General features: G+C 34.5%; 28 protein-coding genes. 11 read left to right on the top strand and 17 right to left on the bottom strand.

Translation table 11 applies throughout. The annotated features are described in order from the left end of the window. Nucleotides 1-10: 10 nt before the first annotated feature. Nucleotides 11-2,935 carry an ATP-binding protein gene (locus CER22_RS26225; protein ID WP_088610011.1) on the bottom strand — a complete coding sequence of 975 codons (2,925 nt, stop codon included), beginning with the start codon at nucleotides 2,933-2,935 and terminating at the stop codon, nucleotides 11-13. Beyond that, the gene (locus CER22_RS26220; RefSeq protein WP_088062291.1) at nucleotides 2,932-4,173 is read right to left on the bottom strand and encodes a metallophosphoesterase family protein; all 1,242 of its coding nucleotides are present in this window, start codon (nucleotides 4,171-4,173) and stop codon (nucleotides 2,932-2,934) included. Before CER22_RS26220 ends, CER22_RS26225 begins: the two co-directional genes overlap by 4 nt. A 227-nt stretch (nucleotides 4,174-4,400) precedes the next feature. Between CER22_RS26220 and CER22_RS26215 the strand changes: the two genes are divergently transcribed. After that, nucleotides 4,401-4,586 carry a YhzD family protein gene (locus CER22_RS26215; RefSeq protein WP_000539551.1) on the top strand — a complete coding sequence of 62 codons (186 nt, stop codon included), beginning with the start codon at nucleotides 4,401-4,403 and terminating at the stop codon, nucleotides 4,584-4,586. Nucleotides 4,587-4,612: 26 nt separating this feature from the next. On the opposite strand, the gene CER22_RS26210 is transcribed toward CER22_RS26215, so the two are convergent. After that, complete coding sequence (locus tag CER22_RS26210; RefSeq protein WP_000582797.1) at nucleotides 4,613-4,975, bottom strand: hypothetical protein; 363 nt, start codon at nucleotides 4,973-4,975, stop codon at nucleotides 4,613-4,615. Between the two features lie 154 nt (nucleotides 4,976-5,129). On the opposite strand from CER22_RS26210, the gene CER22_RS26205 reads away from it, so the two are divergent. The 5 genes from CER22_RS26205 (at nucleotide 5,130) to CER22_RS26185 (ending at nucleotide 8,856) form a co-directional block, all read left to right on the top strand. After that, complete coding sequence (locus CER22_RS26205; RefSeq protein WP_000273536.1) at nucleotides 5,130-5,270, top strand: YflJ family protein; 141 nt, start codon at nucleotides 5,130-5,132, stop codon at nucleotides 5,268-5,270. A gap of 129 nt (nucleotides 5,271-5,399) precedes the next feature. Next, on the top strand, nucleotides 5,400-6,392 hold the full coding sequence (locus CER22_RS26200; protein ID WP_088610010.1) for a zinc-dependent alcohol dehydrogenase family protein: 993 nt from the start codon (nucleotides 5,400-5,402) through the stop codon (nucleotides 6,390-6,392). Between the two features lie 160 nt (nucleotides 6,393-6,552). Next, nucleotides 6,553-7,233 (top strand): FadR/GntR family transcriptional regulator, encoded by a 681-nt coding sequence (locus CER22_RS26195; RefSeq protein ID WP_088610009.1) that lies wholly within the window; start codon nucleotides 6,553-6,555, stop codon nucleotides 7,231-7,233. Between the two features lie 70 nt (nucleotides 7,234-7,303). Beyond that, nucleotides 7,304-8,494 (top strand): MFS transporter, encoded by a 1,191-nt coding sequence (locus tag CER22_RS26190; RefSeq protein ID WP_088610008.1) that lies wholly within the window; start codon nucleotides 7,304-7,306, stop codon nucleotides 8,492-8,494. 56 nt (nucleotides 8,495-8,550) lie between these two features. After that, nucleotides 8,551-8,856 (top strand): hypothetical protein, encoded by a 306-nt coding sequence (locus tag CER22_RS26185; RefSeq protein ID WP_088610007.1) that lies wholly within the window; start codon nucleotides 8,551-8,553, stop codon nucleotides 8,854-8,856. Between the two features lie 96 nt (nucleotides 8,857-8,952). On the opposite strand, the gene CER22_RS33280 is transcribed toward CER22_RS26185, so the two are convergent. From CER22_RS33280 to CER22_RS33275, 5 genes are all read right to left on the bottom strand, one after another. Further along, complete coding sequence (locus CER22_RS33280) at nucleotides 8,953-9,099, bottom strand: hypothetical protein (protein WP_000498635.1); 147 nt, start codon at nucleotides 9,097-9,099, stop codon at nucleotides 8,953-8,955. Between the two features lie 503 nt (nucleotides 9,100-9,602). Continuing rightward, nucleotides 9,603-9,914, bottom strand: a complete 312-nt coding sequence (locus CER22_RS26175; protein WP_000637510.1) for a YbjQ family protein — start codon at nucleotides 9,912-9,914, stop codon at nucleotides 9,603-9,605. Nucleotides 9,915-10,050: 136 nt separating this feature from the next. After that, a complete protein-coding gene (locus CER22_RS26170) occupies nucleotides 10,051-10,254 on the bottom strand; it encodes a DUF4028 family protein (protein ID WP_088062281.1) in 204 nt (67 codons plus the stop codon). 138 nt (nucleotides 10,255-10,392) lie between these two features. Then, nucleotides 10,393-10,923, bottom strand: coding sequence for a general stress protein (locus CER22_RS26165; RefSeq protein ID WP_088062279.1), 531 nt, complete (start codon nucleotides 10,921-10,923; stop codon nucleotides 10,393-10,395). Between the two features lie 36 nt (nucleotides 10,924-10,959). Beyond that, entirely contained in the window at nucleotides 10,960-11,100 is a 141-nt protein-coding gene (locus tag CER22_RS33275; RefSeq protein ID WP_080377776.1) for a hypothetical protein, read from the bottom strand. Nucleotides 11,101-11,322: 222 nt separating this feature from the next. Here CER22_RS33275 and CER22_RS26155 point away from each other — a divergent pair, with 222 nt between their 5' ends. From CER22_RS26155 to CER22_RS26145, 3 genes are all read left to right on the top strand, one after another. Further along, complete coding sequence (locus CER22_RS26155) at nucleotides 11,323-11,574, top strand: hypothetical protein (RefSeq protein ID WP_000991707.1); 252 nt, start codon at nucleotides 11,323-11,325, stop codon at nucleotides 11,572-11,574. Between the two features lie 205 nt (nucleotides 11,575-11,779). Continuing rightward, on the top strand, nucleotides 11,780-14,470 hold the full coding sequence (locus tag CER22_RS26150; RefSeq protein ID WP_088610005.1) for an ATP-binding protein: 2,691 nt from the start codon (nucleotides 11,780-11,782) through the stop codon (nucleotides 14,468-14,470). Between the two features lie 16 nt (nucleotides 14,471-14,486). Further along, nucleotides 14,487-15,344 (top strand): CheR family methyltransferase, encoded by an 858-nt coding sequence (locus CER22_RS26145; protein ID WP_088062275.1) that lies wholly within the window; start codon nucleotides 14,487-14,489, stop codon nucleotides 15,342-15,344. A 38-nt stretch (nucleotides 15,345-15,382) separates the two neighbouring features. Here CER22_RS26145 and CER22_RS26140 read toward each other — a convergent pair whose 3' ends face one another. From CER22_RS26140 to rsbV, 5 genes are all read right to left on the bottom strand, one after another. Beyond that, nucleotides 15,383-16,525 (bottom strand): fused response regulator/phosphatase, encoded by a 1,143-nt coding sequence (locus CER22_RS26140; protein WP_088610004.1) that lies wholly within the window; start codon nucleotides 16,523-16,525, stop codon nucleotides 15,383-15,385. A gap of 167 nt (nucleotides 16,526-16,692) precedes the next feature. Further along, a complete protein-coding gene (locus CER22_RS26135; RefSeq protein WP_088062271.1) occupies nucleotides 16,693-17,133 on the bottom strand; it encodes a ferritin-like domain-containing protein in 441 nt (146 codons plus the stop codon). Nucleotides 17,134-17,202: 69 nt separating this feature from the next. Next, nucleotides 17,203-17,979 (bottom strand): RNA polymerase sigma factor SigB, encoded by a 777-nt coding sequence (gene sigB, locus CER22_RS26130; protein ID WP_088610003.1) that lies wholly within the window; start codon nucleotides 17,977-17,979, stop codon nucleotides 17,203-17,205. Beyond that, nucleotides 17,942-18,424 carry an anti-sigma B factor RsbW gene (gene rsbW / locus CER22_RS26125; protein WP_087957589.1) on the bottom strand — a complete coding sequence of 161 codons (483 nt, stop codon included), beginning with the start codon at nucleotides 18,422-18,424 and terminating at the stop codon, nucleotides 17,942-17,944. Before rsbW ends, sigB begins: the two co-directional genes overlap by 38 nt. A gap of 6 nt (nucleotides 18,425-18,430) precedes the next feature. Further along, entirely contained in the window at nucleotides 18,431-18,769 is a 339-nt protein-coding gene (gene rsbV, locus CER22_RS26120) for an anti sigma b factor antagonist RsbV (protein ID WP_001999229.1), read from the bottom strand. A gap of 196 nt (nucleotides 18,770-18,965) precedes the next feature. Here rsbV and CER22_RS26115 point away from each other — a divergent pair, with 196 nt between their 5' ends. Further along, nucleotides 18,966-19,166, top strand: coding sequence for a methyltransferase (locus CER22_RS26115; protein WP_000390989.1), 201 nt, complete (start codon nucleotides 18,966-18,968; stop codon nucleotides 19,164-19,166). A 182-nt stretch (nucleotides 19,167-19,348) separates the two neighbouring features. Here the strand turns inward: CER22_RS26115 and CER22_RS26110 are convergent, their stop codons facing one another. The 3 genes from CER22_RS26110 to CER22_RS26100 form a co-directional block, all read right to left on the bottom strand. Then, nucleotides 19,349-19,600, bottom strand: a complete 252-nt coding sequence (locus CER22_RS26110; protein ID WP_000522902.1) for a GlsB/YeaQ/YmgE family stress response membrane protein — start codon at nucleotides 19,598-19,600, stop codon at nucleotides 19,349-19,351. A gap of 75 nt (nucleotides 19,601-19,675) precedes the next feature. Then, on the bottom strand, nucleotides 19,676-19,876 hold the full coding sequence (locus CER22_RS26105; RefSeq protein WP_001293468.1) for a CsbD family protein: 201 nt from the start codon (nucleotides 19,874-19,876) through the stop codon (nucleotides 19,676-19,678). Between the two features lie 50 nt (nucleotides 19,877-19,926). Then, nucleotides 19,927-20,316, bottom strand: a complete 390-nt coding sequence (locus CER22_RS26100; protein ID WP_000448812.1) for a general stress protein — start codon at nucleotides 20,314-20,316, stop codon at nucleotides 19,927-19,929. 192 nt (nucleotides 20,317-20,508) lie between these two features. On the opposite strand from CER22_RS26100, the gene CER22_RS26095 reads away from it, so the two are divergent. Next, a complete protein-coding gene (locus tag CER22_RS26095; protein ID WP_088610002.1) occupies nucleotides 20,509-20,964 on the top strand; it encodes a hypothetical protein in 456 nt (151 codons plus the stop codon). Nucleotides 20,965-21,050: 86 nt separating this feature from the next. On the opposite strand, the gene CER22_RS26090 is transcribed toward CER22_RS26095, so the two are convergent. Then, on the bottom strand, nucleotides 21,051-21,464 hold the full coding sequence (locus CER22_RS26090) for a hypothetical protein (protein WP_088610001.1): 414 nt from the start codon (nucleotides 21,462-21,464) through the stop codon (nucleotides 21,051-21,053). Between the last annotated feature and the right edge of the window lie 279 nt (nucleotides 21,465-21,743).

Here is a 21,743-nt window from a genome sequence, read left to right as displayed (position 1 = left end):
GTATAGCATACTACAACTCATTTTCTTTACGCTTATGCGTTAATTTTATAATCTGTTTTTCTGTAAAATACGTTAATAAATGCGCATGGCATGTAAAGAAGATGACTTGTCTATCTTTCGCAATTTCCTTTATTAGTTCAATTGTACGATTCGTCCTTACCGCATCAAAATGTACAAAACTATCATCAATAATGAACGGATAATCATGCTCAAATGTTTTCGCTAATGCAAATCGTAACGATAAATATAACTGCTCTGCTGTCGCTTGGCTTAGTTCATGACTGTAAAAACGCATACCGTCGTTACGCTCAACGATGAACGGTTCTGCCTCTGACGGTGAAAAGATTTTACTATATCGTCCGCCTGTTAAATAGACGAAATACTCTTCTGATTTTTGTAAAATACGCGGAAGATGTACTTCATGATAATATTGCTTCGTTTTCGTTAATACTGTCTTTGCGGCCGCATAAGCAGCCCACTTCTTCACTTGTTCACGCACTTGCGCTTTTTTCATTTCCCATTCGTGCAGTAAATCACCGTACGTACTACCTTCTTCTAAATTCGCGATTTCCATACGATGTTTCGCAATACGCTCTGTCAGTTCTTTCTCTTTCATAAGACAATTTTGCGCAGCTGTCATTTCTTGCTTTAATTTTTCATCATAACCGTCAGCCTCATAATGTTCAGCTAATGATAAACTCGTTAAACGCTGTTCTAACAGATCAATTTGCGGTAATAAACGCCCGACTTGCTGCTCAGCATCTTCACGTTTTTCTGCCAGTTTACCTGCTTCTAAAAACATCTCTTCATCTGTAGAATGTGCGATATGCCATAAACTATCTCGTTCTACTAACAGTTGTTTCAATTGCTCTTGCATGAACTCATATTCTTCTTGCCATTCCACAAGCTTCTCTTTTAACTGCTTACAAGTTTGGCGCTTTTCTTTCTCATTTTGCATACGGCTTTGCGCCTCGTGCAGCTTACTATATTCCACACTACCGATAACAGTTTCTAGTTTATGTTCAAATTGCGAAATCATTTCATATAATGAAGATTTCCGCTCACTTTGTTTCTCTAACTCGCGATATAATTGCTGCATTTTTTCCATACGCTCAAACGCCGGCAATATGTGTGCATACGTATAAAATTCAGGGAACATATAGCGCACTTTATACACATTTACTTGTTCGCTAATGCGGAACGTTTCTCTCTCCCATTCCTCATACGATGAAACGACTTTATCATAAGCTCGCTCCATTTGCTGTAACTTATACGACTCACGCTCAAATAATTTACGTATCTCTTCATCTTTTTCTAATTGATAACGAACTGACATTGCTTCTTCACTTTGTCTCCCACCAGCACTTTGCTGAAGAGTAAGAAGCTCTTCTTGTAATCCACTTGACGGATCTTTATATAAAACGAGGGCAAGAACAATCCCTACAAAAACAATGACACTAATAAATAAGAGCGGGCGGTTGTCTATAAATAAGCTTGTGAATAAAACGACTGTGTTAATAAGAAGTAACAGAAGACAAACTCTTTGCCACTGTTTTTTCTTTTGCACTGCCGCTCCTGCCTTCTCTTCATACTTGCGCTTCATTCTCTCTGCGCCCATACCGATAAACGCCGCATCTTGGAATGACTTTTCTTTCTCAACTAGCGTATTTCGTTCTTCATCCGCTAACATTTGGTGCTTAACCTGTCTTATGTTTTCTTCTTGTTCTTCTAATTGCTCCTGCGCTACTTTGAAACGATCGTCAAGCTGTACTTTTTGCGTTTCTAGTTCGCGCGCCTTTTGCACCGTTTGCGTAATTAACTCTTTCGTTGCCAAACTCATATCAAACGAAAGAACTGTTTCTTTTTCAAAAGTAGCACCAATTTGTTGCTCTAATTCTGTCAGTTCTTCTTTTATATTCGTAATCGTTCCTGTTATATCACGCATTTCTTGGCGTGCATTTTCGTAAGACATATGCTGCATACGAAGTTCTTCTACATAACTTTCTTTTTGTAAAAATTCTTCATCTATTTGAATCGATTCAATTTCCGTTTGCACAGTCTCTATTTTCTTATGGAGTGAATCCACTTGTAATTGAAGCGGCTCCATCTTCGCCTTAATCGCTTCATAGCGCGCCATCCCGTTTACAGGAAATTGTCCGCCCTCGTTTTCTAACACTTTCTCATGCGCACGCTTTTCAATAACGAGAGGCTCTAGCACTGCTAATATTTCATAATCTTGCTTTCGCTTTTCTGCACTCTCTTTTTCCACGCGAACAAAAGCTAGCTGCTCTTCACTTTCTTTTAACTGCTCCACTTGCTTTTCATACGTGCCAATTTTCCCTTGCCACTCTTTCATCTTCTCTTCAAGCTTCTTCATTTCTTGCAGTGATACGTTAATTTCAGGTTTACGCCCACTCGGCTTAAAACGCTGATCCATTTCTTTTTCTAGCTTTTTATCTAGCTGTAATAACGCATCGCTTCCGACTGCGCTTGCTGAAAATAAATAATTTCCGATATCCGCTTCGCCGAGCTGATGAATATTTTGAAGGCCGTGCATATCAAATGAAAAGACAGATTCAAATAAACTTTCATTCATCCCGCTTAATATATCGTGTAAAATTTCCTCGTTGCCCGTTTTCCCGTCTTCAAAATAAACGGTCACCTCACCAGCTGCCGTCTTTGGCAACCGTTCAATTTTCAAACGGCCGTACTTCTCTGTTTGCACAGTCATCGCACCGCCATACTTGCCGCCTTCTTTCGGCTCATAACGGCGCTGTCCTCTCGTTGGAAAACCGAATAAAATACTTTTCATAAATGAGCGAATTGTCGATTTCCCCGCTTCATTTTCACCGTATAACACTGTCAGCATTGACAGATCCATTTCCACATTTTCTAATTTTCCGTACCCATAAATATGGAGTTTTTCAATTCTCATTTCTTATCCCTCTCTTGCTGGAATAATTGCTCTAAAATAATATTTTCTGCTTCCTTTTGAATCTCTTTCTTCTCTTCTTCTGTAAAAGATTCAATACTATTACGCGCTACAGGAGATGTCCAAATACTGCGCAATACGCCGTCCATATTGGTGAAAGCTTCTAACTCTTTCAGCACACTACCGACGAAATGATTTTCCTCTTTCAAACGCTCGATTTCCGCAAAAGAAACCGTCTCATTTTTCCACTTCATCGCATATACGAAGTCTTTTCGCTCTTCGCCAGCTGCTAAAATATGAAAGATCTCTTCCACACGTTTTTCATCACGTAAATAAGGAGAAAGTGGGCCTTGTCCTGTAAATACGACAGTAAGTAGCGTCCCTTCCTCTTCTCTTCGGCACTCATTCATCGCACTCGATGCGCTCGTCATAAGTTCATCAACAGTTTCAAGTCCATCAATATTCACTTCTATCTCATCCCACACAACATCCGCCGTATGGAAAAATGAACAGTGCGTTCCTTGTTTCGTGAGTTCAATCAGGTATGAACCCTTTTCCCCTGTCTCCTTACGATGACGTCCTTGTATATTACCTGGATAAATAATGCACGGCTCTTCTGATAAAATTTCACGTTTATGTATATGACCAAGAGCCCAATAATCAAACTGCTTTTCTTTCAGCTCACGAATTTGAAACGGTGCATAACGATTATGCTCTGCATCTCCTTCCACACTTCCGTGAAGCATGCCAATATGAAAAGGCGCATCACTCATTTTCGTAAACTGCGCTGTCATATTATCCGTTACCGCTTGCTGCAAATAACTAAACCCGTAAATAGAAGCTAACAACTCACCATTTTTATAAAATGATTTCTCTTCTACATAAGGCTCCGTAAACACATGAACATTTTCCGGAAACTCAATTGCTGTCCAGCTTCCCCCTAAATGATCGTGGTTACCGTGAATAATAAAAACAGGGATATCATACTGCGACAGTCTCTTCATTTGCTCGCGCACAAACACTTGCGCTCTCAAACTTCTCGTCTCCGCATCATACAAATCCCCGGCTAGTAATACGAAATCAACGCGCTCTTGAATCGCTTTATCAACAATACGCTCGAACGATTCAAACGTACTCTGCTTCATTCTCTCCCAAACAGACTGCGGTACATTCATCTCCATTCCTTTAAACGGACTATCCAAATGCAAATCAGCCGCATGTATAAACTTCACTTGTTTCACAAATAACGATCCTTTCTATATTTCAAAAGTTTCATTTTATCCGCATGAACACAAACACTACATGCTCAATTGGTGAAAACTAGTAATAAGCAGGAAATAAAAAACTCCCCACTGATTAAAGTTTCACTTTATTGTAACACGCAATGTCATATATTTCTTTGCATATTCTAGCGATTTATGCCAAAATAGTTATAAGATTCTGATTTTTATTATTGGAGGGAATTTTCATGGGAGTATACGTTCTAACAGTCTTTGAAAAAGATGGTTCTAAAGCATTAGACGAATCATTCGAGGCGGCAACTGAAAAAGAAGCGAAAGCAAAAGGTGAATCTATTTTACAAGAAAAAGGATTGTATGAAAAAACACATCGCTGCACATCTTCTGCAGGTAAGCTCGTTTTATTCCAGCGCTAAAAAAAGAAGCGTCATCCGCTTCTTTTTCACTCTACTATATCTTCGTCACACCACGTAAACACCACATCTAGAATGCGATTACCGATACGTACGCGCTTATTCCATTTTCCTGTTTGGATCTGATGTTGCAATTCTGCTTTCATCTTTTCCGTCCAGTCGTGAATCGTTTCACTACCGTTGTACGGATATACGCTCGGAAACTCTTCCTGCAGTAGATGCAAGCTCTCTGCATCAAAATGAAAATGGAAGAAGTAGTTTGCTGTAAGCGATGGTTCTTGCAATCGTAAAAAATGATCATCAACTTGCTTTCTATTCCTATAGAAAGTAAAGATATTCACTTTACCGCTCGTAATTTGGTCAATTTGAATTTCGTGCTTCTCTATAATCACGTCTTGCCCACCTCGTTATATACTATCCTTAGTATATATGTCTTTTGCAACAAAGTTAACCATTTTCGCGCGAAATTCATTTCCTTCATTATATTACCTGTACCTCCATATGCAATCAGAACAAATAAAAACAAAGTTGAAGGGGAGCGATGACATGTATTTCGGAAGCAAAGGTTGGTATGTAAAAGAACTTAAAAAATTAGGTATTCGTACTTATGAAGGTAAAAAACTAGAATCATATCGTACGCATGTGTTATCTAGTTTACTTGAGAGAATGAAGAAGGCTTCGGCTTAATAGATGTAGGAAGCAGCTGCGGTTGCTTCCTTTTTATTTTGCACATATCCCCTCCTACATGTAAATCAAACAAGCAATTGAACTACAGGTGTTATAATAAATCCAACTACACTAAGGGGGAACATTACTTTGCACGGAAAACACATTCAATTTCACAAGTTTGGTAACCCAAAAGATGTATTACAAGTTGAATATAAAAATATAGAACCATTAAAAGATAATGAAGTTTTAGTTCGTATGTTAGTTAGACCGATTAATCCATCTGACTTAATTCCAGTAACCGGAGCGTACGCACATAGAATCCCTTTACCTAGCATACCTGGTTATGAAGGTGTTGGCATTGTAGAAGATGTTGGCTCTTTCGTTTCTAGAGACCTTATCGGTAAACGTGTTTTACCGTTACGCGGAGATGGTACCTGGCAAGAGTTCGTTACAACATCAGCTGACTTTGTAGTCCCTATCCCTGATTCTATCGATGATTTTACAGCGGCACAAATGTATATTAATCCCCTTACAGCTTGGGTTACATGTACAGAAACACTAAATTTAAAACAGGATGACGTTTTATTAGTGAACGCTTGTGGATCCGCTATTGGTCATCTTTTTGCTCAGTTATCACAAATTTTAAACTTCCGATTAATTGCTGTTACAAGAAATAATAAGCATACAGAAGAATTACTACGCCTTGGTGCTGAGTATGTAATTGATACCTCCACTGCCCCGCTTTATGAAACAGTTATGGAATTAACAAACGGGCTCGGTGCAGATGCTGCGATTGACTCTATCGGAGGACCAGATGGAAATGAATTAGCTTTTTCCTTACGTCCAAACGGGCACTTTTTAACAATTGGTCTTCTATCAGGAATACAAGTGAACTGGGCAGAGATTGTCACGAAAGCAAAAGTGCACGCGAACATATTTCATTTACGACATTGGAATAAAGAAGTATCACCATATAAATGGCAAGAAACGTTTCGTCACTTAATTCGCTTAGTGGAAAACAAACAATTACATTTTATGAAAGTCCATTCTACGTATGACTTAGCAGATGTGAAAAGTGCGGTTGATGTTGTGCAGTCTGCTGAGAAAACGAAAGGGAAAGTGTTTTTGACGAGCTATTAAATGCAATTGAAGGATCTATTTTGATTGATTTTTTCAAAATAGATTTTTTTATGTCTTATAAACCCTATTTTAGTATCCCATTTCAACTACCTAAAAAATAACATTGTCAACCGAACTTAAATTGGTTATCATAAAAACGAATATAACAGGAGATGAGCAGATGAATATGAACGAAAAGAAATCTTTTTCAAAAGTTTCTCGGCGGAAATTAGTCGATGAAGTGTTGGAACGTCTACAAGAGAAAATCTTTTCTGGCGAGTATGAAGTTGGTGATCGCCTCCCTACAGAGCCGCAGTTAATGGAAGAGTTAGGGGTAGGACGTTCAACACTGCGAGAAAGCATAAAGATATTAGTACATGCTGGCATATTAGAAGTTCGACAAGGACAAGGTACTCGTATTGTCTCACTCAATACAACGCAAGATTCATTTGAAAAACGACTGCAAGCAGCTAATATAAATCATGTGTATGAAGCACGAAATATGTTAGATAAAGAAGTGGCGATGTTAGCGGCACAGCGCCGAAGCGACGAGGATCTTTTATACTTGAAAGGACATTTGAATAAAAGAAGACATGCCCTTCAAGAAGGAAATTATGTAGCATACATAGATGCAGACATTCAGTTTCATCTAGCCATTGCAAAGGCGAGTAAAAACGAAGTTCTACTTGATTTGTATCAATCTTTCGTACCTGCCCTTCGCCACATTTTAAGCCAATTCATATTAAATACAGTGGACTATAAAGATAACTCTGACATTCATGAAAAGTTATTCCAAGCTATTTTTAAACAAAATGCAGAAGAGGCACGAACATACGCTGTTCAAAATTTGGAGCTGAAATAAGCTCCTTATCTATTACACACAAACATCAGATGATATACTCAATAACATCTGATGTTTATGAGAGGAGAAAATGAAATTGAAACATCAAGAACGAACTTATTTGTATATACTAGCACTATTTTTTGTTTCCATTAATTTACGTATCGGAATTACATCTGTTTCACCTGTATTAGAAACAATCCGACAAGACTTAAATATAAGCAATTTTTCCGTTAGTTTTTTAACAGCTATTCCTGTTTTTTGTATGGGGACATTCGCCTTACTGACTGGGAAGGTAATTAAAAAATTCGGAGCAGAAAAAGCAATTATGGCTTGTCTTATTTTAATTGGCTTTGCCACATGTATGAGGGCTTTTACCTTTTCTATTTTCACATTATTCGCGAGCTCTTTATTTATCGGTATTGGAATTGCACTTGCAGGTCCGTTACTATCAGGTTTTATTAAAGAAAAATTCCCTACGAAAATCGGCTTAATGATTGGCATATATTCAGTAGGTATGGGAACTGGTGCTTCTTTAAGTGCAGGGTTAACGATTCCTTTACAACATGTATTAAAAGACGAGTGGAATATGGCACTCGCTTTTTGGGGTGTACTTACTATTATCGCTATTATGTTTTGGTATCCCGTTATGAAACGAAATAAGAATACGAGTACACAAAATAAAAAGAATAATAGCTTACCTTTAAGAAATAAAAAAGCATGGTTGTTCACAATCTTTTTCGGGATACAATCAGGAATCTTTTATTCCATTACGACTTGGCTTGCGCCGGCAAATCAAAGTATGGGTGTGAGTAGCGAACAAGCGGGGACTCTTATAACTGTTTTTACAGTGATTCAAATGATATGCAGCTTTTTAATTCCAACATTAGCGGATATTTATAAAAACAGAGCACTTTGGTTATTAGGGAGTATATGCTTTGTACTCGTAGGTTTATCGCTTATGATTTACCCATTAACCACACCATGGGTCCCTTCTATTTTACTAGGTATCGGGCTCGGCGGCGTATTTCCACTCGCTCTTATGCTACCGCTATATGAAACAAAAACTTCAGAAGATGCGAGTGCATGGACTGCTATGATGCAATCAGGAGGATATATTATGGGCGGATTCATTCCTGTCCTAGCAGGAATCGCTCGTGACTATTTTAATAGTTATACGCAAGTTTTTATTATAATGGCACTTTTAAGCTTCCTTTTATTCCTATTAACTTTAGTCATGAATAAAAGGAAAAGAAATGCAGAAGATCTTGTCTCCGCTTAAATTTAAAATGTTAATATATGGTATAATTTAATTAAAAAGCGAAAGGAGCTTCTAACATGTGGTTCATTTCGGCAATCGCACCTGTTGTAATAGTTGGTGGAATTGTAGTATTTGTAATTAAAAGATTGGAACATAAATATAAGAACGGAAAATTAGGTAAGAAAAAATCTCAAAAAGCTCAACTGTTATTAGATAGTTTAATACCTATGGGAATGCTTGTCGGCTGTATGATCGGTTTAATTTTCGGTATGTTTTTCCTGGACTTCTCACTGCTTTCCATTAGTTTAGGGTCTGGAATAGGCTATTTATTTGGTTATTTCGCCTATGAAATTTATAGCAAGACAGGAAATAATTTTTCATAATCCAAAAGAAATAAGTGAGGACAGTACATAGTAGTCATATACAATATGTACTGTCCTTTATTTTTGCATCAACGTTATCACCTTACCTTCCACATCCTATACACCTTTTTTATTGATTTTCCTCTCCTCCCTCTTTTGTATATCCGCTTTTTTATTTTCATTGGATCTATACCCATAGTAAAGTAGAGCACATGTAATAACTGAACCTACAATATATCCTAAAAAACATCCTAACCAAAACATAATGTAACCCCCTCTATTCATTATAAATTTTATGTAATACAACTCTTTACATGCTCAATCGTTTATTTCTATAAACTATACACCCTCTAAAGTTATTCATACCATTATTTCTCTCCTTACCTCAAATAACAATTTTATTATTTATCATAAAGTTAACACTCTCGTTAAACATATATAAAGATTGTTGTATTTCTTACTTTTCTCCTTGAAAACAATATATACTACATTTGAAATAAGCAGGTACGTCTGCTTATTATCTAAATTCCCGTGCAATACCCCCTCACGAAATGCTAGGAGCAATCCTAGCATTTTTTACAATAACGTTTTACTTATTTTAAACATATGTACAGTATAGTTTTTTTTCAGCTTATCCCTTAAGCTGTTATATCATTTTAGCGAGCCAGTACATTCGCCATCAACTCTTATTCATTTTAACTGTAGTCATGAAACAAAAAAATCCCCTCAAAGCATGAACTTCAAGGGGGAGCCTGTTTTTTATTTACTTATATACGTACAGCTGTACCACTTACAGCAACCATTAACATTCCATCACGAACAACTTCGTAATCTACGTCAATACCAACGATAGCGTTCGCACCTTTTTGTTTTGCAAGTTCTTTCATTTCATCCATTGCGATATCACGAGCTTCTTTTAGCTTGCTTTCGTAAGAACCAGCACGACCACCGACAACATCACGAACGGAAGCGAATAAGTCGCGGACAATATTTGCACCCATAATAGCTTCACCATTTACAATATCGATATACTCAATAATTTCTTTACCTTGAATTCCAGACGTTGTTGTTACAATCATGACTGACACTCTCCTAATATGTTGTAGTTTTTTAATGCGCTTTCTTATGTCTTTATTATGACACAGAAAAAGTATCTAATCTATTGAATTACCTTACAGGAGTGTGACAATTTTGTAAGAATGAAACGGCTATTATTTAATAAACCGCTTTTACGTTAGGATACATAAACGATTTTCTATTTTCTTTCCAATCCTTTTCCACTTCTTTAAAGGTTGGTCGCCCTAATTCTTCATTGTTTTCCTGTTTACTAAACCATTTCTTCACATACTGCTCTCCATTTTTATTTTGAACCGTACAAAGGAAACTATTACTACTATCCTTTAATATTTTTACAATCACGAAAAGACACCCCTTCTCTCTTAAACTTGATCTTTTACTATAAGCCCTTCCTCTCTTATAGTCATACGACTCCTCGGCCGTGCCAAAGTTGTAAGATCAAAAACGATATTCATTATGTTTAAATATGTGACGTACATATTATTTAAAGAAATCAGAGTTATACGCATTATGCTTATCAAATATTTTATAGATTTCTAACTTATCATCTAATTTTGCATCTACTAAAATTAATATATTTCCATCGTAAATGTATTCTTCATATTTCTTAGCATGTTCTTCGGGAATTCCTAATCCGATAAATGCTCCTATTAAACTTCCAGCTCCTCCGCCAATACCGGCTCCTCCAATAGCTGCTGCGATAGGTCCCGCTGCTACGATTGGACCCATTCCAGAAACGGCAAGTATACCAAGACCTGTTAATAAACCACCGAGTCCGCCTGCTACTCCTCCTGCCACAAGCCCTGTCGCTGAAAAGATATCCGCTTTATGTGCAGTTTCATGATTCACTTTTTCACCCGATTTTTCTTCCAGATGTTCAATTTCCTTTTGATCCTTCGCAATAGCTGAAATATTATCCGCCGAGTATCCTTTATCATTTAATTCATTAATAACGAACGCCGCATCATCAATTGTTCTAAAAACACCTACTATTTTTCTATCTACATCCATAACTATTAACCTCCTAAAGTTTTATATAATGTATCTTTATCTTTCTTCATTTCTGTATACACTAATCTTCTTATTAACATAACCATTTACGAAAAAAGCGAATAATAAAAGGATCACAAGCGAACTACTTAACAAGTAAATTAAATCAAATGTAATATTAATCATCATTTCATTCATGTATACCAGACTCCTTTTTATTTAAAGTAAAAGTATATTTTTATAGACTAGAACTCTTATAATTCATCTTCAGTCAATCTCTTTCTAGTATATGTATACCCTTCATAACCCTTTCTAAACCTAAAATACTATAATTATATTTTTTCTTATTTATATGTTTAACATTTTTTAAAACGGGTATGTTTATATTGTTATGCTTATTATATGGGAAGGAATATTTCGATGAATGCAATCCAATCTACTACTATTCTTTATAATGAAACACCTACAATAACGCAGATTCATCATTTTTATGCTTTAATGACAACATTTCAAACGAATTTATTTATAAGTAAACACGGAACACTTACTTCTATTAAAAGCTTAAGCACATTAATATCCTTTTTCCTTACTGTAAAAAAGAGAGAGCTTGTATTATTTATCTTTGAAGGAATAGATGCAAAAAAAGCTTTAAGAACACTCTTTCCTTCTTAAAAGTTTTATTATCCCCCTATTCCCTCGATCGTTACTTTTCATATATGTTTTTATATTTCAAAATGATTTCCTCTATTAAAAAAGAACCCCCTAATACAATAGGGGGATTTCTAGTTTGGCCTTATGAAAACTGATATAATATATATTACGTTTTTCATTCTTTACAATTGAAAACTTTGAATAACCTTGAAGGTAGGAATTTTTAATGAAATCGAAAGCAAAATTTAGTATTCGCTTCAAAATTATGGCTGGTTATTTAGTTATCATTTTGTTCTTGCTTATTTCTTTCATTATGTTAAACAATGGGATTTCCAGTTTACAAAAATCTCGTAATTTTATTATTGATCACGATTTTAAAGTTCTTAATTTAACGAATCAAGTGGAGAAAGATTTACTAACAATTGAAAATAAAGCGAAAGGATTTATCACTTCTAATGATGCAAATTACGTTCAATCTCTTAACGCTGCGGAAAAGGATTACGAAAAACATTATCAAGATCTTTTAGCTCTATTAGAGGATAACCCTTCTCAGCAAGAAAAATTAAAACAGATTAATGAAAACATTACTAGTTGGATTAATAAAGAGATTCACCCATTCATTACGAATCACAATAGTAATAACGTACAAGCAATCGACACGACTCAAATTCAATCACTACAATCGCAGCTAACTAACTTCCGTAGTGTAGAGGAACAACTAACGAAAAAAAGAGCTGCACAATTAGATACTCAAAATAATAAATTAGAGATTTGGTTATACGGTTTATTGTTCTTACTTTCTTGTATTTCTATTATCATTTCACTCTATATTTCGAATTCCATTACAAAAACGATTAAAAACGTAATTCAAGCTATTAAATCCATTTCTTCTAAAGAAAAAATTACGGAAAGAATTCATGTAAACACACGGGATGAAATAAAAGATCTTGCTCATACAACGAACCACCTACTAGACGAAATATCTAAAAGAGAGTGGTTACAAACCGAGCTTGCAGAATTAATTTTAATGTATCAAGGTGTACCTTCTATTGAGATATTAGGTAAAAAAATTCTTAGTGGAGTTATACAAAAAACGCAAACCTCTTGCGGTGCATTCTATGTACGTGAAGAAATTGAAGAAACTGTCTACTATGTAAAGAAAGCTTCTTTCGCCGATCAAGGTGCTGATATTGGAAAACAATCCATTAAAATGGGTGAAGGTTTAATTGGACAATGTGCTTTAGAAAAACAAAGCTTTATTCTTCGAGAAATACCAGAAGAATTTCGTTATGTCACTAGCGGCTTATTAGAAATACGCCCTAAAAACCTACTAGTCGTCCCTATCTTATTTGAGGATGAAGTAATCGCAGTAATGGAATTAGTAAGTGTAACTGAGATTTCAGACTTACATCAAGATTTAATACAACAAACTGTTGATAACCTAGGTTTAACAATCCATAGTATTATGGGACGTATGCGAATTCAAACTCTTTTACATGAATCACAAGCAATGACAGAAGAGTTGCAAGTTCAATCAGAAGAATTGCAAACGCAAGCTGAAGAACTACAAATGCAAGCCGAAGAATTACGAACAACGAATGAACAACTAGAGTCTAGAACGGAAGAGGCAGAGCAAAAGACAGCTGACTTACAAATTACTAAATCAGAATTAGAAGAAAAAGCAAGTGAGTTATTACGTAGCTCAAAATACAAATCAGAATTTCTAGCAAATATGTCTCATGAATTACGCACACCGTTAAATAGTATTTTACTATTATCTGAAATGTTAAAAGAAAATCATGATAATCATTTATCCGACGATGAAATTGAATTAGCAACTGTCATTCATTCATCAGGAAAAGATTTACTTACTTTAATTAATGACATACTTGATTTATCTAAAGTAGAAGCTGGAAAACTAGATGTTATTTTCGAAGCAACAAACATAAGTGACATGGCAGCAAGTATGCATCAAAACTTTTTACATATAGCTGCACAAAAAAATGTCGAATTTACGATTGAAGACAGTGATACGATTCCTGATCTATTTTATACAGATGCAAAACGGATTGAACAAATTATTAAAAACTTATTATCCAATGCATTTAAATTCACGGAAAAAGGATCCGTCTCTTTACATTTCAATTCAATAGAAGCAACTAATTTAAGTCATGAAATGCAGTCTATAAGTAATGATTGGATTACAATTTCAGTAAAAGATACTGGTATTGGTATCGCTAAAGAACAGCAGCAACTCATTTTCGAAGCCTTTCAACAGGCAGATGGAGCAACAATTCGGAAATATGGTGGTACAGGCTTAGGGTTATCTATTTGTAAAGAGTTTGCTAGATTGTTAGGTGGTTGGATTACGTTAGAGAGTAATGTAGGAGAAGGCAGTACTTTCACTGTATATATTCCTAACCTTCCAAATGGATTAACTGATATACAAGTATCCAATTTAGAGGTTGCAGCAACGATAGAAGATGTTACCCCTGCTGAAGTTGTGGAGGAAACTATCGTGACTCCTGAAACAAATAATGTCTTCCAAGAGAAAACCATTTTAATTGTCGATGATGATCACCGAAATATATTTGCATTACAAAATGCATTAAAAAAACAACATGCCAACATTATTACTGCACAAAATGGCATAGAGTGTTTAGACATACTAAAAAACAATACAAATATTGACCTTATTTTAATGGATATTATGATGCCGAATATGGACGGTTATGAAACGATGGAACATATCCGAATGAACTTAAGGTTACATGAAATACCTATTATCGCATTAACTGCGAAAGCAATGCCAAATGATAAAGAGAAATGTTTATCTGCTGGCGCTTCAGATTATATAAGTAAACCATTAAATTTACATCAACTCTATTCGGTAATGAGTGTATGGTTAATAAAATAAGTGAGGTTTAGTTTAAGTGGAAAATAAGTATTATAATTTTGATCCATCTGTAGATATGGATAAGCGTACGAACTTAGAAATTGAATTACTATTAGAAGCGGTATTTAAACTATCTGGCTTCGATTTCCGCCAATATGCTCGTACATCTATTTATAGAAGAATTTGTAATCGAATGCAGATTTCTAATATACCAACCATTTCAAAGTTAATTGAAAAAGTAATTCATGAGGAAGGGTTTTTAGAACAGTTATTAAATGATTTCTCCATTAATGTAACTGAAATGTTCCGTAACCCTAACTTTTTTAAAGCGCTAAGAGAGCATGTCATTCCTGAATTAAAAAAGTATCCTGAAATTAGAATTTGGCATGCTGGATGCGCAACTGGTGAAGAAGTATTATCCATGTCCATCTTACTTCACGAAGAAGGATTAAGTGAAAAAGCTGTTATTTACGCAACAGATATGAATACAAATGTGTTAGAAAAAGCAAAACAAGGCATCCTTCCGTTAAATAAAATGCAAACTTATACGAAAAACTATTTACAAGCTGGCGGTACACAAGCATTTTCTAACTACTATTCAACAGATAATCGTTTTGCTTATTTTAATCCATCTCTTTTACAAAACATTATCTTTGCGCAACATAATTTAGTAACTGATCAATCTTTTAACGAATTTCATATTATACTTTGCCGTAACGTTTTAATTTATTTTACAGGTAAACTTCAAAACCAAGTACAGCAACTATTTTATGAAAGTTTAGGCCACAATGGATTCCTATGTTTAGGAAATAAAGAAACTCTTCGTTTTTCAAATATAATGCCGCATTATATCCAGTTTAATCCGAACGAACAAATCTATCAAAAAATACAATAAAAGCGTATGAAATCCTCTGTTTGGATTTCATACGCTTTTTATTTCGCATTCGTTTGTATCATAATGAGGCACATATCATCTGATTGTGTTTTCTTCTGTTCTTCCTTATAAAACCCTTCTATCTCTTCTTCTAAATCTCCCCATTTTCTTTCTGTAAAAGCACGTAATTTCTCTTCAGACTCAAATTCATCATTTGCAATTGCTTCAAGCACACCATCTGTAAATAATAATATTTGAGCGTTCTCCTCAAAAGGTATAACTGTCTTTTCAACTTTTATTTCATCAAAAAATCCTACCGCACAACCCCCGCGATTTAGTTCCACTACATTCGCTTCATCGACTAAAACGTATCCAGAAGGATGTCCTGCATTTACATATTCAATTGTTCTCTTTTCTGTATCAACTACTAAGTATATCGCTGTAAAATAATATGGAATATTATCATTCTCATTATGTAAAAGAGTCATATATTTATTTAAGTCTTTAATGACAAGTTCTGGATCGATTAAAGATTTAATCGTTTCACGTAATACAGACGAAATAAACATACAAACTAATGAAGCAGATATACCATGTCCCATCACATCTAATAATATAATACCGTAGCGGTTTTTATCGATTTTATACCAATAATACATATCTCCAGCTAGTTTGAATGAAGGTAAATAGCTTGCTTCAATTTTTATATGATCTTCTCTTAATGGGCTACTTAATAAGTTTCTTTGTACTTGTGTAGCTAAATCCAATTCATTACGAAGGTTTTCTTCTTGTTCTTTATGCCAATTTAATTCCGATTTCAAGCGTAATGCTACACGCATACGCGCTAACAATTCAACTTTATTTATCGGTTTCGTAATATAATCCATTGCGCCTATATCAAGCGCTTCAGCTAATTTATTCACATCTTCTAAAGCTGTTACAAAAATAATAGGAATATCTTTAAACTTCTCCTCTTTTTGTAATCGCCTACAAACTTCAAGTCCGTCAATTTCAGGCATCATAATATCTAATAGTATTAAATCAATTTCATTATACCTGGAAGAATCTTTTCCAAATTGAATGTATTCGAAAAGCTCTTGTGCAGAATTAAGCGATACAAGATCCTGATATCCGGCTTGTTTTAAAATTTTTTCAATTACAAAGATGTTAACCGGATTATCATCGACAATTAAAATGGACACAAGTTATTTCCCCTTTTCTTATATAAAATGTAAATCTATGATCATTTTCTATTTTTCTAGTATTACATACTCAGTTACAAAATGAAAATTTCCTACTCAAACATATTTTTTATACAGCAAAAGAACAAACCCCCTAGAAATGAGAGTTTGTTCTTTCACTCTATAAATTAATTTAACACCATTGCTTTATCACTTAAAAGACGATCTAACTCTTCCATATGATTTGTTTCATCTGCAATCATATCTTCTAACTTTACAACTAACTCTGTCATATTTAATTTCGCGGCCTGTTCTTTTCTCGTTTCATAACGCTTAATTGTTTCATATTCTGACTTCCTAGCTTCTTCTAACATTTCTCTAACATCTTCTACTTGTTTCACTGGTAAAGGGATCGTAGTAGGTGTACCACCTAACGTCTTAATTTTCTCCGCTAAATATAGGGCATGTCCTTGTTCATCACTAATTTCAGATTCAAAGAAAGGTTTTAACACTTGTCTATATATACCAGAAACTGTAGCAGCATTATGGTTATACATAATAATTGCCGAGTATTCTCCTGCTAAATCTTTATTCAATCCTTCGATTAGTTCTTTCACATCGTGTGACATTTTTATATCTCCTCCTATACTTAATAACTACCCCTTTTCTCATGTTTTAAACATAATTCTTTAAAATTTTTATGTATCTAAAAACGCTGCTTGCTTCAATTTACTTATCGCTTGTCTTTTAATACGAGAAACGTGCATTTGTGAAATACCTAACCGTTCCCCTGTATCCTTTTGATTTAAATTCTCTCCAAATATATAATGAATGACACTCTTTTCCGTCTCATTTAATACGTTAAAAATATCCTTTAAAACGAGACGTCTTTCTGTCTCTTCATATCCTTGCTCTACTTCACCTACAGATTCAATTCTCGCTACCGAACTGCCATCAGATGAATTTTCAACTACATCGTCTAAGGAAGATACTCGATAATTATTTTTTGCATCCATAATTTCTAGCACTTCCTCTTCGGATAGTTCTAAATGATCCGCAATCTCTATAATCTTCGGTGAACGTTGCAGTTGATCTGTTAGCTCCTCTATCGCAAGTTTAATCTTCCCGCCTAAATCTTTCATTCGCCTTGGAACATGAATACCCCAAGTTTTATCACGTAAATACTTCTTTATTTCGCCTACTATCGTAGGTATTGCAAACGGCTCAAAAGCATTCCCTATCGAGTAATCATACCTTCTTATTGCGCCTAAGAGCCCTAACATTCCTACTTGTATAATATCCTCATGCATCGGCCCACCTTTTGAATAGCGATATGCAATGGAATGTACGAGATTTTTATAGTGATGAACTAATCTTTCCTGTGCTTCATCACATTGGTTTTGTTGGAAGTCTGCAATTAGTTTAATAACGTCTTCTTTAGCAAGATTTGTAGGTTGAGATTGGATTTCCATCATTCTCCACCTGCTCTCTTTGTATATATTTTGTCATTAAAACTGTCATGCCCTCATCATGCATAATTTGTATATCATCCATTAACGTATTGATTAAATATAAACCTAAACCATTTTCCGGCAAATGTTCTACTGGTTTACTAATATCATACGGACCAACTTTCTCTTTTAAGGTGCTAAAATCAAAGCTAATCCCATTATCAGCAACCATAATTTCTAATCGATCTTCATATAGCCCAAAGACAATTGCAATTTCTCCAACGTCTTCTTTGTATGCATGTTGTACAATATTTGTACATGCTTCACTAATAGCAATTTTCATATCTTCTATATCGTCATAAGCAAAGCCCATTCGATTCGCAACACCAGCCATTGTTAAACGAATAATAGCCACATATTCTGCCTTTGCAGGAATTTTCATTTCTATCTTTTCAAATCTCTCCATCATCCCTAGTCACCTTCTTTCTACTTTTTCAAAATCGGAATTCAAATTTAATATTTCTGTTAGTCCTGTAATATCGAATAATCTTTTTAGTCTTTTAGATACACCAATAAACTCTAGCTTTCCATCATTTTTCTTAATTGCTTTTAATAGAGCTATAAACACACCTAAACCTGTACTATCCATATACTCTACCTCAGTAAAATCTACTACAATATGAACCTCTTTTTCGCTTGCAATAGGCATAATCTTATTTTTCAAATCTGATGCCGTATATGCGTCAATTTCACCATTAAGTTGTACTGTATAACCTACATCATTTTGCAAAATATTTATTGCCAAATTCATCATTTCCGCCCCCTTATCTCAAACTCTTACTATTTAATTACCCATAAAAATTAATTTTAAACATATTTTTTTATTTTCATTATAAATAAATTTTCTACACCTTTCTCGGCTTAACACTTAAATCGTACTAATAAATGTTTAAAACTTATAATTTTGTGTATGTATAATGTATAAACATTATTTTTAGGGGGATCTATCTATGGAAGAGCACAACTTTAAAAAGGGAGATTTTGTTCAATTTTCTTATCGACACGATCATGCTACAAAATTAATTGGTTCCATTATTAACATACTAACGAATACAATTGTAGTGGATATCGGTAATAGCGAAGACTTATCTCATATAGAACCAAGGCAGGTCGTAAAAATAAATAATTGTGAAAAAGTAACGATGGTTTAATACATAATAGAAAGTGTAATTTTAATGAGTGGGGGTTCTTCATCCTCCACTCTTTCCTATGCAGATTACATAAAAAAAGCATCCAAATTAGTTTAATTGGATGCTTTTTTTATGTATTTTTACGAGCTTATTAACCTTATAGTCGCATATAACAAACTTAAGATTACTATTCATTATCATACTTACGCTTTCCGCAGCATTCTAGAAAAGAATGTAACGATTAAAATAAAGACGATTGCACCTAATAAAGCTGGAAGAATAAAGATGCCTCCCCATTCAGGACCCCAATGACCAAATAACGCACTACCTACCCAAGATCCGATTAATCCGGCAATCACGTTACCAACTATACCTAACGGAAAGTCTTTTCCTGTAATCATTCCAGCTAACGCACCAATAAGTCCACCTACAATACACGTAATAATAAGTCCCACAATTAAACCTCCTATATTCGTTTTATATTGGATTCATCAAGCTTTGGTATGTAACCAAAGCTTGATGAACATATATTATTCTTTATTATCCAATTCATCACTTATCTTTTGTTTCACTTTTCCGACTTTTTCTTTTATCGTTCCCTTCGTTTTTTCCCACTTCCCTTCATTTTTCAACTCTCTATCTTCTGTAACTTCACCAATTCCTTCTTTTACTTGTCCTTTTTTCTTTTCAACTTTACCTTTAACTTGTTCTTTTAGTCCGTTCTCACTCATATTTACAATCTCCTTTTCGTAATAGATTTATAGATTTACAGGATACAAATTTAAATAGAATACATGCATCTTCTTTCTTGTAACCATTCACCGACTCTTTCTAAATCCTTAACGAATAACAAGATTTTTCCTTCATCCAGCTTTTCTTCGTAGAAGTTCGCCTCTTCCTCATTAAGCCCTAACTCTTGCATCTTATTTCTTAACTGATCTCCCGTGTTTTGAAAGACGTTAATAATGCTTGTCCCAAGTCCTTCCTCTTTTATCCCAATTGTATTCACGTCTGCATTGTCTGCAATTCTATCTGTCCTCTCTTTCTCATGTGTTAATACGTAAATATCTTTTTGATCTATCCCTTTCTTCACTAGATCATTCGCCGCATTCATGACCTCTTTCTCCGTAATAAATTCATATACAAAAGGTTTACTATACTTCGTTTCCATCTTTAACTTCCTCCTTTAAAATGAATTATTTGTTATATTATATGTAGTACACCCATTTTCGAAATGTTAAACATAAAATATGAAAAAAGTTATATGAATTTTTTCTATCCTAAAACTAGTAGAGTAAATCCGCTTACAATAACTACCTAAATTAACAGAAAATTGTTATAATTAAACGTAAGGAGGGATACTATGAAAAAAACAACTTATTTATGTGCTCTAACCGCTCTATCTTTCACTTTAATAGGCTGTGCCAGTACCTCAGCTACAAACAAATCTCCACAAGCTAAACAAGAACAGAAACAAAATGCCTTTCAATTAAACTCCGCAAATATTACAGATATCGAAATACTTAGCACAAAAAATAACAACGTTTCAAAATCTCAAACCGACAACGAAGAAATGATACAATCTATCGTTTCAGCAGTTCAAAAAGGCACGCCTAAAACAATTACACTAGATCAAAAAAAGCGAAAATCTGCACATTCTACTATAACCGTTACATATAAAGATGACGCAAAAGAAGAGTTTCTTGTGTGGATTGATAATAAGGAGCAAATTACGATTGCTAAAGATGAAAAGAAAGATAAGGCTGAAGGTGTGACAGTGAATATTAAAGATGTGAAAATGATGAAGGATTTCTTTTAAAATTTTAATATAATTGATGTTAAAAAAGAGTAGGATGTAATCCTACTCTTTTTTAATCTTGTCCAATAAATAAACTTGTATAAAATCTATTTAAGATCTAATTTTGCTAAATCATGTTGTAAAACATTATTTCCTTCTTGTGGGTTAAATACTATTGCACTAAGACCAAAAACATTCGTAACAACATCTCTATCTTTCGAACGAATGATTCTTACTTCATAAGCAAAAACTCCTGAAGGAAGAGCTGCTGAACGAAAAGTAACATATCGATTAGGTGCCAATGTTTGTGTTGAAGGGTCTACTAATGGTAACAATACCGGAGAACCCGATGACCAATCAAACATTTCAACAGTTACTGTATGAGTATCATCTGGATCAACATTCATAGCTTCCACAGTAAGAAACAACGTAGCGGAATGTCTACGTAATACACCCGTTGACAAAGTTTCATTGTGATGTTTATGACATTTTTCAGGAGGATGACCATAGCCATAACTCATATCAATCCCCCCCTTTCATTTACAATTAAGGACAAGTATTCCTTATAATATATAATGCTAGTATTATTTTAATGAAAGGTATAAAAGCGGATTTCCATCTGTATTTTTGGATATTTTATTTTTCATTTATTCCCTCTTAAAGAATAATATAGATTCTCCTATTCTGCCCTTGAACTCCTTCTAAGAATAAAGTGAAACTTTAATCAGTGGGGATTTTCTTCATCCCCCACTGATTATTAGTTGAACCAATCGGACTTTAATGGGCAGCCCGACCCCCAC

Origin of the sequence: Bacillus sp. K2I17 (assembly GCF_002209985.1) — a bacterium.
In the GTDB taxonomy this organism is placed as follows: Bacteria; Bacillota; Bacilli; order Bacillales; family Bacillaceae_G; genus Bacillus_A; species Bacillus_A wiedmannii.
This window is presented reverse-complemented; position numbering and strand designations above follow the sequence as displayed.

Coding starts and splice junctions, on each gene's coding strand:
- CER22_RS26205 (WP_000273536.1), top strand. CDS start 5,130: ATGTATTTCGGAAGCAAAGGTTGGTATGTAAAAGAACTTAAAAAATTA.
- CER22_RS26150 (WP_088610005.1), top strand. CDS start 11,780: ATGAAATCGAAAGCAAAATTTAGTATTCGCTTCAAAATTATGGCTGGT.
- CER22_RS33275 (WP_080377776.1), bottom strand. CDS start 11,100: ATGAATGAAATGATGATTAATATTACATTTGATTTAATTTACTTGTTA.
- CER22_RS26175 (WP_000637510.1), bottom strand. CDS start 9,914: ATGATTGTAACAACAACGTCTGGAATTCAAGGTAAAGAAATTATTGAG.
- CER22_RS26090 (WP_088610001.1), bottom strand. CDS start 21,464: ATGAGTTATGGCTATGGTCATCCTCCTGAAAAATGTCATAAACATCAC.
- CER22_RS26195 (WP_088610009.1), top strand. CDS start 6,553: ATGAATATGAACGAAAAGAAATCTTTTTCAAAAGTTTCTCGGCGGAAA.
- CER22_RS26100 (WP_000448812.1), bottom strand. CDS start 20,316: ATGGAAACGAAGTATAGTAAACCTTTTGTATATGAATTTATTACGGAG.
- CER22_RS26115 (WP_000390989.1), top strand. CDS start 18,966: ATGGAAGAGCACAACTTTAAAAAGGGAGATTTTGTTCAATTTTCTTAT.
- CER22_RS33280 (WP_000498635.1), bottom strand. CDS start 9,099: ATGTTTTGGTTAGGATGTTTTTTAGGATATATTGTAGGTTCAGTTATT.
- sigB (WP_088610003.1), bottom strand. CDS start 17,979: ATGATGGAAATCCAATCTCAACCTACAAATCTTGCTAAAGAAGACGTT.
- CER22_RS26215 (WP_000539551.1), top strand. CDS start 4,401: ATGGGAGTATACGTTCTAACAGTCTTTGAAAAAGATGGTTCTAAAGCA.
- CER22_RS26225 (WP_088610011.1), bottom strand. CDS start 2,935: ATGAGAATTGAAAAACTCCATATTTATGGGTACGGAAAATTAGAAAAT.
- CER22_RS26135 (WP_088062271.1), bottom strand. CDS start 17,133: ATGTCACACGATGTGAAAGAACTAATCGAAGGATTGAATAAAGATTTA.
- CER22_RS26190 (WP_088610008.1), top strand. CDS start 7,304: ATGAAATTGAAACATCAAGAACGAACTTATTTGTATATACTAGCACTA.
- CER22_RS26185 (WP_088610007.1), top strand. CDS start 8,551: ATGTGGTTCATTTCGGCAATCGCACCTGTTGTAATAGTTGGTGGAATT.
- CER22_RS26105 (WP_001293468.1), bottom strand. CDS start 19,876: ATGAGTGAGAACGGACTAAAAGAACAAGTTAAAGGTAAAGTTGAAAAG.
- rsbV (WP_001999229.1), bottom strand. CDS start 18,769: ATGATGAATTTGGCAATAAATATTTTGCAAAATGATGTAGGTTATACA.
- rsbW (WP_087957589.1), bottom strand. CDS start 18,424: ATGATGGAGAGATTTGAAAAGATAGAAATGAAAATTCCTGCAAAGGCA.
- CER22_RS26095 (WP_088610002.1), top strand. CDS start 20,509: ATGAAAAAAACAACTTATTTATGTGCTCTAACCGCTCTATCTTTCACT.
- CER22_RS26155 (WP_000991707.1), top strand. CDS start 11,323: ATGAATGCAATCCAATCTACTACTATTCTTTATAATGAAACACCTACA.
- CER22_RS26165 (WP_088062279.1), bottom strand. CDS start 10,923: ATGGATGTAGATAGAAAAATAGTAGGTGTTTTTAGAACAATTGATGAT.